We start from the raw sequence: 12,228 nt of genomic DNA on the forward strand, positions 1-12,228 counted from the left end.
ATGGACAACGTGCCTACCTTCTTACAATAGAGTTTTTTCTATTTATGGACAGTTAATTTATACCATTTGATAATGTCAGCTTTTATGCAACGCTAGTGGTGAAAATCTAACTATATCTGTTGAGCTTTTGCACTCACATGAGATTTGGCAGTGGCTACAGGGTATGCCTGGGCTTCGGGCACTACGGCTCCTCCAATTTCAGCATAGCTGCAGTCAAGGTACCAGTTCTGTTTAGCCAAGCCTCCTGATAGTGGAGTCATAGGCTTGGTTATGTGAGCATAGCTTCTTACTATTATACCGTTAATTACGCCCCATTAGCTAATCCGGCAATATCGGGAGAGTGACGGTAAAGACGGCTCCCTTGCCGGGCCGGCTCTCCACCCGGATGTCGCCTTCGTGGGCTTCCACAATCGATTTGGTGATGGAGAGACCCAGGCCGGAGCCGCCGTATTTGCGCGTCCGCGACGAATCGCTGCGATAGAAGCGCTCGAACACATGGGGGAGATGATCCTCGGGGATGCCTGAGCCATTGTCCCTCACGGACAGCTCCGCCCAGGCGTCCCGGGCGTGCAGCGCCACATGAATGCTGCCGGTATCCGGATTTGTATGCTGCACGGCATTATGGAACAGATTCAGAATCACCTGCTTAAGCTTGTCGGGATCGTACTGTCCGCGGATCCCGTAAGAGATGTCGAAGCTGACGGTACGGCTTCCGGCAAGCATCTTCAGCTGCGGCTGCATCTCGTCAATGACCTCGCCCAGCAGCAGCTCCCTAAGCCGCAGCTGCGGGGCCGCGCCGTCGAGGCGGGCGAGCAGCAGCAGATCCTCGACCAGCTTGTTGATCCGCTTCGATTCCCCGTGCATGCTGTTCAGCGCGCTGTACAGCTGATCGCGGTTGTCGGCGGCGCCGCGCAGCAGCACCTCCAGAAAGCCGTGGATCGATGTCAGCGGCGTCCGCAGCTCGTGGGAGGCGTCGGCGACAAAGCGGCGCATCTGCTCCTTGGCTTCCAGCTCGTTCTGAAAAGAGATCTCCAGACGCTCCAGCATGCCGTTGAAAGAGCGGGACAGCTTGTCGATCTCCGATTGCCCCTGATCTACGGGAAAACGGACATCCAGATTTCCGGCGTCGATGCTCTGCGCCGCCTCTCCCATATTGGAGAGCGGAACCAGCGTCTTGCGCAGCGCAGGCAAGTACAGGAACAGGCCGGCGAGCAGAGCCGCCACCGCCAGCGCCACGAAGATCAGCAGCTGCCGCATGATGACGTCGGTCAGCGGGCCGGTGTCCACGCTCATCTGGACTACCATCCGCGCTTCTCCGGGGCGGGAGGCCGTCATAAATACGGCCAGATGCTCGCTGCCGTCCGCAGCGCGGATCAGCTGGTAGCTGCCCGTGGCTTTATCGGTTGGCCGTTTCAGCAGCGCTTCGTACTCCTCGTCCGGCAGCTGCGGCGCCGGCGAGTCGGACAGCGTGTCCGCCTGCAGATCCTTGAACGATCCGTTCCGGTAGATGGCGATGGTCGTATGGGCATCCAGCAGGAGCGGCCGCCGTCCCTCCTGGGTGCGCCAGCTGCCGGGCAGCTGGCCGCCATCGCCGTAGCCGTCCCCGCCCGGCTTCCAGCTCCAGGGCAGGCCGGCGGATATTCCGCCTTTCGAATCGTCCGGCATGCCCTCTGTACCGGCATCTCCCGGATTCGAAGCCTCTGCCGCCTGGTTGCCCGATGCGGCGGGCGATCCGCCCGTCCCCGCACCGTCTCCCGCAGTGGTATTCTCCGCTGCGCTGCTCCGCGGGAAATTCGCCAGATCATAATAGAAATCCCGCGGAATCGAGCGCAGCTGCGTCTCCATCACCTCTGCCCGGTTACCGAACATAAAGTTGCGCATGAGCACCACCTGCAGCACCCCGATGAGCAGAAGCAATACCGAGAGAATGATCAGCGAGATGGCCAGCAGCTGCTTGCTCAGGGAACGCGGCATGGGCAGCTTGCGCAGCAGGCGGGAGATGCGGGCGGTCATACCAGGTCCACCCGGTAGCCGGCGCCGCGCAGCGTGCGGATAATCCGGTGCTCCTTGTCGCCGAGCTTCTCGCGGAGGGAGCGGATGTAGACCTCGACGATATTCTCCTCGCCGCCGAAGTCATAGCCCCATACCTTATCGAGAATCATCGGCTTGCTCAGCACCAGGCCGTGGTTGATGACCAGATACTGCAGCAGCTCGTACTCCGTCGGCGACAGCTCCAGCACTTCATCCCTGAAGCGGATTTCCTTGCGCCGTCCGTCGATCCGGAACGGGCCGCAGCGCACCTCGCCCAGGAGGCCCGGGAACTGGTTGCGCAGCCTGGCCTGGATCCGTGCCAGCAGCTCGTCGAAGCTGAAGGGCTTGACCATATAATCGTCGGCCCCAATTGACAGCCCCTTGACCCGGTCATCGACTTCATCCTTAGCCGTAAGCATAATGACCGCAATTTCCGTCTCCTCCGAGCGCAGGTAACGGCACACCTCAAAGCCATCCATGCCCGGCATCATTACATCCAGAATCGCCACATGGGGCTTAAACTCGGCGGCAACGCTGATCGCTTCATTCCCGTCCGCCGCGGTCCGCACCTCAAACCCTTCGTTGGTCAAGCCAAGCTCCAAAAACTGCAATATATGCGGTTCGTCATCCACCAGCAGCAGTCTGACGCCCTGGGCGGTTTTTATCATAAGCTGTTCCTCCAATTTCTAAATATCGCTGGCTCCATTATGACATACCCGGCCTGAATATTCGCTGAAGATGGGAATATCTGAAACGCTCTTTCACGGAGCTGCTGATTGGGTAATTTAATTATACGGAATGTTAATGGAATTAATAAGGAATATAGTTATAATTTTAAGATTTTCAGGAATGCGGAAAGGGTTTTGACGGCGGGCCGCGAACACTTTACAATAGGGAATACGAACCGGATTTTGCGGTGTTTTATGCAGCTTCGGGTTTTGTCCCGCATCTTTGACCCCCCGTCAGTTACCTATTCCATCTTTCCTGTAAAGCACATTTCTTTTCACCTGACTTCTTCGTTCCGAGTTGATTACTTTCCGAATGTTTCAAGCACTGGTTACACTGCTCCATACAATCTTTTCAACCTATTGATTAGATGCTTTTTTACCCATATGTCGAGGAGGCTCTTCCATGAAGAAAAAGGAAATGGTAGCCATGCTTTTGGCAGGAGGCCAAGGAAAAAGGTTGAAGGGATTGACCAAGTCGCTCGCCAAGCCCGCTGTGTATTTCGGGGGAACGTACCGGATTATTGATTTTCCGCTGAGCAACTGCTCGAATTCGGGAATCGATACCGTAGGCGTGCTGACGCAATATGAACCGCTGGTGCTGCACTCCTATATCGGGGTCGGAGGCGACTGGGACCTGAACCGCAAGAACGGCGGGGTGTTCGTCCTGCCGCCGCATGAACGGGAGAACGGCAGCAGCTGGTATCTGGGGACGGCTGACGCAATCTACCGCAATCTTAAATTTGTCGACCAGTTCGATCCGGAGCATGTGCTGATTCTGTCAGGCGATCATATTTACAAAATGGATTATAACGCCATGCTGCGGTATCACAAACAGCACGACGCCGACTGCACCATTTCGGTCATTGATGTTCCGCTGGAAGAGGCCAGCCGCTTCGGTATCCTTAATACGGATGAAGACCTGAGAATCTATGAATTCGAAGAGAAGCCGGCCCGGCCGAAGAGCACGCTCGCTTCCATGGGCGTCTATATTTTCAAATGGGAAGTGTTGCGCAAGCATCTCCTGACCGACGGCGAGAATGAGAGCTCTTCGCATGATTTCGGCAAAGATATTATTCCGCTCATGCTGGAAGACGGCAACTCCCTGTATGCCTATCCATTCAAGGGCTACTGGAGGGACGTTGGTACGGTGACCAGCCTTTGGGAGGCCAACATGGACCTCCTGAGCGATGAGCCGCCGCTGAACTTGAACGATCCGAACTGGCGGATTTTTACCCGCAATCCGAATGCGCCGGCCCAGTATGTCGCCCCCGGGGCGAGGGTATCCAGCTGCATCATCAACGAAGGCTGCACGGTATACGGTGAAGTGAAGCATTCCGTGCTGTTCTACGGGGTGGAAGTAGGCGAAGGCAGTGTCATCACCGATTCTGTTATTATGCCCAAGGTCAAGATCGGCAAGAACGTTAGAATTCATAAGGCTATCATTAGTGAAAATACAGTCATCGAGGATTATATGGAAATCGGTGTGGAACGCGAGAACGAGGATGAGATCCTGCTGATCGACAACCGCAACAAAAAACGCAAATCAGCTGCAGCCAAATCCATTTAACGACCAAAGGACGGTGTTCCCGCGATGAAAGAGCTCATGGGAGTAATTAATCTGGACCACGAACTGGACAAATTAAACGAGCTGACCTATTTCCGCTGCGGCGCGGCCGTACCTTTCGCCAGCCGTTACCGGCTGATCGATTTCGTGCTCTCCAATATGATGCGTGCGGAGCTGGAGAGTGTCGGCCTGTTCGTACGGCGCAAATACCGCTCGCTGATGGACCATCTCGGCGACGGCAAGTCCTGGGATATGAACCGCAAGCATGGCGGATTATTCATTCTGCCGCCCGACTGGAACGATCCGACGGATACGTCGCTCGGGGATTTGCAGCATTTTCATAACAATCTCGATTTCTTTAAACGGGCTGCGGCCCCTTATATTGTGTTCTCCGGCAGCCAGCACATCAACAATGCCGATCTGCAGGACGTGTTCCGGTACCATCTGGAGAAGGGCGCCGATGTGACGATGGTCTATAAGCGCGTGGAGCAGCTGCAGCCGGAGCATGATTTGTGCCTGCGTGTAGAAGTGGACGAGACGGGCACGGTGACAAATATGCATCACGAGAAGGATTACCCTAACGTGTATCTGGATATCTTTATTATGGAAAAAAAGCTGTTCCTCGAGCAGGTGGAATACTGCATCGCCCACGGGGAAAGCTTCTTCTTCCGCGACGCCATCCAGAAGCACCGGCAGAAGTTCAACATTGCCGCCTATGAATATACCGGCTATCACGCCGTGATCAACTCGCTGGAGAGCTACTACAAGAACAGCCTTGACCTGCTGAAGCAGGAGAACTATTACGGCTTGTTCAAGGAGAATCCGGTGCAGACGAAGATCAAATATGAGGCGCCGACCCGCTATCTCGACAGTGCGGAGGTCAGCAATTCGCTGGTGGCCAACGGCTGCATTATTGCCGGCACCGTGGAGAACAGCATTATTTTCCGCGGGGTACAGGTGCGCAAGGGGGCGAAGATCACGAACTCGGTCATCATGCAGAAATGCGTAATTGAGGAGAACGCGGTCATTGAGAATGTCATCATGGATAAAGACGTGCATTTGAGCAAGGAACGGATTCTCGTCGGCGACAGCAAACGGCCGTTTGTCATTGCCAAGAGCAGCAAAATATAATGCTTCATCAGAAGGGCCCGGCGGCTTCGCTCGGGCTCTGCTGACTGTTCGTTCCGGAACCAAAAATACATTCATCAGGAGGAACCTGCTGTTGTTTAACGACAAAGAAACCTTTAAGAAAGTATTCCGCGAGACGCTGATCGGTAAGCTGGGCAAGCCGCTGGAGGAAGCGGCGAATGCCGATGTGTACAACATTCTCGGCCAGATGATCCGCGAGAATGCGGGCAGAAACTGGGCGGAGACGAACCGTAAATACAAGCTGGGACAGGAGAAGCAGGTCTATTATTTCTCGATGGAGTTTCTGATCGGCCGGCTGCTGGGCAACAACCTTCTGAATATGGGTGTGCTGGAGGTTGTGCGCGAAGGTCTGGCTGAGCTCGGATTCAAGCTGGAGGAGATCGAGGAGATGGAGGCCGATGCGGGCCTTGGCAACGGCGGTCTCGGCCGACTCGCGGCCTGCTTCATGGACTCGCTGGCCTCCCTGCGATACGCGGGACACGGCACCGGCATCCGCTATAAATACGGCCTGTTCGAACAGAAGATTGTAGACGGCTACCAGGTCGAGCTGCCGGATTACTGGCTGCAGAATGACAATGTCTGGGAAGTGCGCCGTGAGGATAAGCAGGTGGAGGTGCGGTTCTGGGGCCATGTGGAGACCCGGTTCGAGAACGGCGAGCTGGCGTTTGACCATAAGGATTATGAGACGGTACGCGCCGTTCCTTACGATATTCCGGTCATCGGGGCGGACCGCAAGCATGTGAACACGCTCCGCAACTGGAGCGCCGAGTCGGTTACCCTGCCTTCACGTATTTCGGGGTCCATGGCGGGGACGGATTATCACAAATTCCTGGAATACAAGCGGTCGGTTGAGTCCATCTCGGAATTTCTCTATCCCGACGACTCCCAGTACGAGGGCAAGCTGCTGCGGCTGAAGCAGCAGTATTTCCTCTGCAGCGCCGGCGTGCAGAGTATCCTGCGCACCTTCGCCAAGACCGGACTGCCGATTGAGGCGCTTCCGGATAAGGTCGCGCTGCATATCAATGATACGCATCCGACGCTCGTGATTCCGGAGCTGATGCGCATTCTGCTGGACGTGCACGGCCTGGGCTGGGAGAAGGCCTGGAGCATGACCACCCGGATGGTGTCGTACACGAACCATACCATTCTCAGCGAAGCGCTGGAGAAATGGCCGATGGGTATGGTCAAGGAGCTGCTGCCGCGCATCTTCCTGATTATCGAGGAGATCAATGCCCGCTTCTGCGGTGAACTGATGCATAAGTATCCCGGTGACCAGAACCGGATCAACCAGATGGCGGTCATCCACGACGATCAGGTGCGCATGGCCAATCTGGCGATCATCGCCAGCCACAGCGTCAACGGCGTCGCGGCGCTGCACACGGAGATTCTCCAGAAGCGCGAGATGCGTCTCTTTAACGAGATGTACCCGCACCGCTTCAACAACAAGACCAACGGCATCACCCACCGGCGCTGGCTGCAGCATGCCAATCCGGAGCTGGCCGGGCTGATCAGCGAATCAATCGGCACACGCTGGATTCATCATCCCCAGGAGATGATCGGGCTGATCAAATATTGCGAGGACGCCTCCTTCCAGGAGCAAGTGGCCGCCATCAAGCGGCGGAACAAGGAGCGCCTGGCGGCATATATCACGTCGAGACACGGCGTTCAGGTCGATCCAGATTCTATCTTTGACGTGCAGGTCAAGCGGCTGCATGCCTATAAGCGGCAGTTGCTGAACATTCTGCATATTATGCATTTGTACAACCAGATCAAGGATAATCCGTCCATGGATATGGTGCCGCGCACCTTTATCTTCGGCGCGAAGGCTGCGCCGAGCTACCATCTGGCGAAGCGGATCATCAAGCTGATCAACACAGTGGCCGATGTCGTCAACAAGGACCCGGATATCAAGGGCAAGATACGCATCTTTTTCCTGGAGAACTATTCGGTATCGCTGGCCGAGAAGATCATTCCCGCCGCCGATGTCAGTGAGCAAATCTCTACCGCCAGCAAGGAAGCATCGGGAACCGGAAACATGAAGTTCATGATGAACGGCGCGCTGACTATCGGCACGATGGACGGGGCGAATGTGGAAATGCATGAGATGGTGGGAGACAACAACATGTTCCTGTTCGGCCTTCGTGCGGAGCAGGTCATGGACTACTACCAGTATGGCGGATATCATTCGCGGGATATTTATCAGGGGGACGGGCGCATCAGGGAAGTGCTCGACCAGCTGGTCACTCCTGGCCCGATCTGCTGCAACGCCCAGGAGTTCGACACGATTTATCAGTCGCTGATTGATCATAATGACGAATTCTTTGTACTGAAGGACTTTGCTTCCTATGTGGAGACGCATGTCAAGATCGACCTGGCCTACCGCAACCGCCGGGAATGGCTGAAGAAGTCGATTATCAACATCGGCCACTCGGGCAAATTCTCCAGCGACAACACAATTGCCCGTTATGCTTCGGAGATTTGGAATATTCATCCGGTGCAGCTATAGACACCGCAGTGTAATTAACAAACAGCCCTTGATCCGGTCTATACCGGCCCAAGGGCTATTTGTTTAACGAATAATAAAGGCTTATCCCTGGGGTCCCCGCAAAGTAACTGAATCCACTTCACGGCATGCCCCACTTTGTGGGGTTATTTAGAGAACCTCCGACACCATGGCCGCGAAGCGTTCGAGAAAGCGCCGTTCTTCATCGTCGAAGCGGTGCTTCAGCGGACTGTCGATATCGAGTACGCCCAGCAGGCGGTCCTCCTTGATCAGCGGAACTACGATCTCGCTGTTCGAAGCGGCATCGCAGGCGATATGGCCGGGGAAGGCATGGACATCATCAACGACAAGCGTGCGGCGTTCGGCCGCCGCCGTTCCGCAGACGCCGCGGCCGAGCGGAATACGGATGCAGGCCGGCAGTCCCTGAAAAGGGCCGAGCACAAGCTCGTTGCCGTCAAATAAATAGAAACCGGTCCAGTTGGTATCCGGTAGCGAGAATTTCAGTAAGGCCGAAGCATTAGCCAAATTGGCCACGGCATTCGGCTCTCCCTCCATCAGGGCTGCTAGCTGGGTCAGCACCGCTTCAAAGCGTTCACTGCGCGTTCCGTCGTAGGGCATAGCCTGAAACATGGGCAATCACACCTTCCTGTAGCATAAGTCAGTTGGAATCTGTAACTTACACCATAGTACAGCAGCGGCTGGACGTCAAGACCAAGAGATACAGCGATTGGCTGAAATTCCCGCGCCGGGAGCGGAATCCGGGATGTTTCCGCACCGGTCCCTCCGGGTAATCCTTAAGTATAACAAAGGCAAATGCCGGAAGGAGTGGACTATGCGCGCGGATGTACAGAACTTGTTCATAGGAATTCATATGCTTTCTATTGCCCATGAGAAGGACCTGACATTAACGGAGATGCAGCCTGAACTTGAGAAGCTTGGTTACCGGATCGCGGAGCGCGAAGTGAAGCAGGAACTGGAACGGTTGACCCAGGATAACTTTTTGACCGCCCATGGCGATGCGTTCAGCATTACCGGAACGGGAATCGAAGAGTTCAAGCACATCGAGGAGAAGCTCCGGGTGCTGTGCACCGAAGTGCTGAAGCCGGCCGCGACGGCGGAATCAAAAAGATAGCCGGAAGTATAGCTTAGGCAGCCTATTCGTAATAATGTTTAATACCAAAGCGTCTGCACGAAGGACAGGATGTCCGTGGTGCAGGCGCTTTTTGCTGGCCCAGATTTGCGAAGCAGGGCCGGATACGTTCAGAAGTAGAAGGGCAGTCCGATAGTTGATGTATGACATTGAAATGTCAGGTTTGTAGTGAAGCCCTTCCATAGATTGCGGTATACTTAGAGAGTTGAAAGGGGACGAGTGCTTTGTACGTGTGTGGTGGGAGAATACCGCCGCTGCAGGGGCCGCGGCTGAAGCTGAGAGAGCTTCTGCCGGAGGATGCGGAGGCGCTGTTTAAGATCTGGACCGATCCGCTGGTGGCGCCTTGGCTGGATGCTCCGCCGCTGACATCGGAAGGAGAGACGCTGCAGCTGATCGGGCAGCTGCGGCAGATGTCGCAGGACGAGGAGAGCCTGCGCTGGAGCATCACCGGTCCGGAAGGGACGGTGATCGGCAGCTGCGGATATAATTTCTGGCAGCTGCCGGGCGCCTACCGCGGGGAGCTCGGCTGCGAGCTGGCGCCGTCCTGCTGGGGGCAGGGATATATGCACGAAGCGCTGCGGCTCGTGATGGACTTCGGGTTCGGGACGATGGGGCTGAACCGGATCGAAGCGCTGTGCCATCCGGACAACCTCCGCGCGGAGCAGCTGTTCGGCAGCCTGGGCTTCCGGCAGGAAGGGGTGCTCCGGCAGTTCCGGCACACCCCCTCGGGCTTCCGGGACGTGGTGATGCATGCCATTCTGCAGAATGAAAGCTGATTATATGAGAGAGAGGATCTGGATTCATTGAAGTCACCGGGTGCAATAGAACGCAAGCTAATATTGACAGGAGTACTGCTCGCTACCTTTCTGGCAGCGATTGAAGGTACCGTGACCGGACCCGCCGGGCCGGCAATTGTCGGCGAGTTTCAGGGGATGCAGTGGCTGAGCTGGATCTTCACCGCTTATCTGCTGGCGATGGCGGTAACGACGCCGATCTTCGGCAAGGTCAGTGACCTGATCGGCCGCAAGCCGGTCTTTATCGGCGGCACCATTGTTTTTCTGCTGGGGTCGCTGCTGTGCGGCATATCGCAGAGTATGGAACAGCTTATAGTCTTTCGCGGCCTCCAGGGTCTGGGCGCCGGAGCGCTCATTCCGATGACCTTTACCATTATAGGCGATATTTACAGCATCGAAGAGCGGGCGAAGACGCAAGGGCTGCTCAGCTCCGTATGGGGCATCTCCTCCCTGGCCGGCCCGCTGCTCGGCGGGTATGTCGTTGATTATTTAAGCTGGCGCTGGGTGTTTGTCTTTAACTTGCCTTTTGGCCTGCTGGCGCTGGTATTTATCTTTCGTTATCTGAAAGAGGAAAGAGTGAAGCGCAAAGCGCAGATGGATATCGCAGGCGTGCTGCTCTTTGCCGCAGGGATGGGAGCGCTGCTCTTCGGGCTTACAACCGGCGGGCAAAGTCTGGCCTGGACCTCCCCGCTGCTGCTGTCCATTCTGGCGGCAGCAGCCGTACTGCTGATAGCCTTCCTGCTCGTGGAACGCCGGGCTCCCGAGCCGATGCTGCCGCTGTCCCTGTTCTCCATCCGCAATATCTCCGTATCCACGGCGGCCAATCTGCTGGTCAGCACGCTGATCATCGGGCTGTCTACTTATATCCCGCTGTGGGTACAGGGTGTCTTCGGGCAAAGCGCCGCCCGCTCGGGACTCCTGCTGGCGCCGATGACGATCTCCTGGATGTTCGGCTCCATCTTCGGCGGCCGGATGATTCTGCGCGCCGGAGCACGCCGCACAGGCATGCTGGGCCTGGCGCTGATCGCTGTCGGCGCTGTAGGCCTGACCTTTGTGAATGCTGAATCGTCGTCGCTGCAGCTGCTGGCCATGATGCCATTCAGCGGTTTCGGCTTCGGCTGCGCCTCGACCGTGTTCACGATTATCGCGCAGTCCTCCGTAGACTATGAGCAGCGCGGTGCGTCTACGGCGCTTAATACATTTACGCGTTCGCTGGGCCAGACAGTCGGGATTGCGCTCTTCGGCTCCTGGCTGAATTTCTCCATCGACCGGGAGCTGGCGGGAGCATCCGGCGCTTCGGCTACCAGCGAGGACATTAATGCCCTGCTGAACCCGCATGGCGGTGCAGCGTTATCCGGCGAAGCCTGGAGCAGCCTCAGCGGAGCGCTGGAGGGCGGCCTGCATTCGCTGTTTGTGATCATGGCTGTGTTTGCCGTGATGTCGCTTGTTCTATCGTCGGGTCTGCGGTCATCGGTACCGTCGCTGGCGGACGACCGCAAACCGGGGAAGGTCCAAAAGGCATAGGCCCGGCTGACGCTCATTGCGCCATAATAACAGAAAGACAAGGCCGAGCCATCCTGCGGGACGGTTCGGCCTTGTCTGTTTAGTGACTGAAGGAAAAGTGAATCAATTCACAATCGAAGGGCTTCTTAATAGCTGTTGCTGCGTTACTTGCGCGGGAGCGGTGAAAGCTTCTCAGCTTGCAGTCCCATCTTCTTGAGCAGCACAATCATCTGTTCCTTCTCGTCATCGCTGAGTCCGCTGAAAGCCAGATGCAGGCGTTCCGAATACTTCGGATACATCTCATTCATCAGACGCTCGCCTTCGGCGGTCAGCTCGGCAAAAATAACGCGGCGGTCGCTCGGGCATGGCTTGCGCTGCAGGTACCCGCGTTCTTCCAGCTTGTCGATGACATAAGTAACGTTGCCGCTCTGCAGCAGCAGCTTGGCTCCGATCTGCTGGATGGGCTGCGGCCCTTTATAATAGAGGACCTCCATCACTGCAAACGCTGTCGGATTGAATCCTTCAATCTTGCTGCCGGTAACGGCATGCTCGTTGATGCTCTTGAAAGACTTGGCAAACACTCTGTACAGATGGAGGGTCAGTTGAGTATCGCGTTCATAGGATTGAATCATTATGCATTCACCTCTATTGTTTATCGTGTGAGTTCCCCCGCACGTTGTGGAATCCGGCTTCAAGTGCGGTCATCACCAGTGGAACGAATTCTGTTATCCCTACAATACGGCATAACCTTGAAGTAAAAACATGTGATTTGTCACAATGAGCACACTTTTAATTATTAAAAATCA

Annotated in this window: 11 protein-coding genes; 7 read left to right on the forward strand and 4 right to left on the reverse strand. The window is 56.0% G+C overall.

The genetic code is table 11. The features are described from left to right. Positions 1 to 318 precede the first annotated feature (318 nt). Entirely contained in the window at positions 319 to 2,013 is a 1,695-nt protein-coding gene (locus F1381_RS27545; protein ID WP_187355594.1) for a sensor histidine kinase, read from the reverse strand. Beyond that, positions 2,010 to 2,699, reverse strand: coding sequence for a response regulator transcription factor (locus F1381_RS27550; RefSeq protein WP_425495303.1), 690 nt, complete (start codon positions 2,697 to 2,699; stop codon positions 2,010 to 2,012). The genes F1381_RS27545 and F1381_RS27550 overlap by 4 nt, the downstream gene beginning before the upstream one ends. Positions 2,700 to 3,162: 463 nt before the next feature. Between F1381_RS27550 and F1381_RS27555 the strand changes: the two genes are divergently transcribed. From F1381_RS27555 to F1381_RS27565, 3 genes are all read left to right on the forward strand, one after another. Further along, on the forward strand, positions 3,163 to 4,326 hold the full coding sequence (locus tag F1381_RS27555; protein WP_151738015.1) for a glucose-1-phosphate adenylyltransferase: 1,164 nt from the start codon (positions 3,163 to 3,165) through the stop codon (positions 4,324 to 4,326). Between the two features lie 24 nt (positions 4,327 to 4,350). Next, positions 4,351 to 5,454 carry a glucose-1-phosphate adenylyltransferase subunit GlgD gene (glgD, locus tag F1381_RS27560; RefSeq protein WP_151738016.1) on the forward strand — a complete coding sequence of 368 codons (1,104 nt, stop codon included), beginning with the start codon at positions 4,351 to 4,353 and terminating at the stop codon, positions 5,452 to 5,454. Positions 5,455 to 5,545: 91 nt separating this feature from the next. After that, on the forward strand, positions 5,546 to 7,978 hold the full coding sequence (locus F1381_RS27565; protein ID WP_151738017.1) for a glycogen/starch/alpha-glucan phosphorylase: 2,433 nt from the start codon (positions 5,546 to 5,548) through the stop codon (positions 7,976 to 7,978). Between the two features lie 147 nt (positions 7,979 to 8,125). Here the strand turns inward: F1381_RS27565 and F1381_RS27570 are convergent, their stop codons facing one another. Next, a complete protein-coding gene (locus F1381_RS27570; RefSeq protein ID WP_151738018.1) occupies positions 8,126 to 8,605 on the reverse strand; it encodes a GAF domain-containing protein in 480 nt (159 codons plus the stop codon). 32 nt (positions 8,606 to 8,637) lie between these two features. Here F1381_RS27570 and F1381_RS29165 point away from each other — a divergent pair, with 32 nt between their 5' ends. The 4 genes from F1381_RS29165 (at position 8,638) to F1381_RS27585 (ending at position 11,443) form a co-directional block, all read left to right on the forward strand. After that, positions 8,638 to 8,766 (forward strand): hypothetical protein, encoded by a 129-nt coding sequence (locus tag F1381_RS29165; protein ID WP_281349983.1) that lies wholly within the window; start codon positions 8,638 to 8,640, stop codon positions 8,764 to 8,766. Positions 8,767 to 8,807: 41 nt separating this feature from the next. Then, positions 8,808 to 9,107 (forward strand): hypothetical protein, encoded by a 300-nt coding sequence (locus F1381_RS27575; RefSeq protein WP_151738019.1) that lies wholly within the window; start codon positions 8,808 to 8,810, stop codon positions 9,105 to 9,107. Between the two features lie 248 nt (positions 9,108 to 9,355). Further along, on the forward strand, positions 9,356 to 9,901 hold the full coding sequence (locus F1381_RS27580) for a GNAT family N-acetyltransferase (protein WP_246188218.1): 546 nt from the start codon (positions 9,356 to 9,358) through the stop codon (positions 9,899 to 9,901). 45 nt (positions 9,902 to 9,946) lie between these two features. After that, entirely contained in the window at positions 9,947 to 11,443 is a 1,497-nt protein-coding gene (locus F1381_RS27585) for an MDR family MFS transporter (protein WP_425495304.1), read from the forward strand. 143 nt (positions 11,444 to 11,586) lie between these two features. On the opposite strand, the gene F1381_RS27590 is transcribed toward F1381_RS27585, so the two are convergent. Beyond that, complete coding sequence (locus F1381_RS27590) at positions 11,587 to 12,054, reverse strand: MarR family winged helix-turn-helix transcriptional regulator (protein WP_150272023.1); 468 nt, start codon at positions 12,052 to 12,054, stop codon at positions 11,587 to 11,589. Positions 12,055 to 12,228: the final 174 nt, after the last annotated feature.

It is taken from the genome of Paenibacillus tengchongensis, from assembly GCF_008973665.1.
Taxonomy (GTDB): domain Bacteria; phylum Bacillota; class Bacilli; order Paenibacillales; family Paenibacillaceae; genus Paenibacillus_AQ; species Paenibacillus_AQ tengchongensis.

Excerpts from the sequence above, each read along its gene's own strand:
- F1381_RS27590 (WP_150272023.1), bottom strand. The coding sequence starts at position 12,054 with ATGATTCAATCCTATGAACGCGATACTCAACTGACCCTCCATCTGTAC.
- F1381_RS27570 (WP_151738018.1), bottom strand. The coding sequence starts at position 8,605 with ATGTTTCAGGCTATGCCCTACGACGGAACGCGCAGTGAACGCTTTGAA.
- glgD (WP_151738016.1), top strand. The coding sequence starts at position 4,351 with ATGAAAGAGCTCATGGGAGTAATTAATCTGGACCACGAACTGGACAAA.
- F1381_RS27555 (WP_151738015.1), top strand. The coding sequence starts at position 3,163 with ATGAAGAAAAAGGAAATGGTAGCCATGCTTTTGGCAGGAGGCCAAGGA.
- F1381_RS27575 (WP_151738019.1), top strand. The coding sequence starts at position 8,808 with ATGCGCGCGGATGTACAGAACTTGTTCATAGGAATTCATATGCTTTCT.
- F1381_RS27545 (WP_187355594.1), bottom strand. The coding sequence starts at position 2,013 with ATGACCGCCCGCATCTCCCGCCTGCTGCGCAAGCTGCCCATGCCGCGT.
- F1381_RS27550 (WP_425495303.1), bottom strand. The coding sequence starts at position 2,699 with ATGATAAAAACCGCCCAGGGCGTCAGACTGCTGCTGGTGGATGACGAA.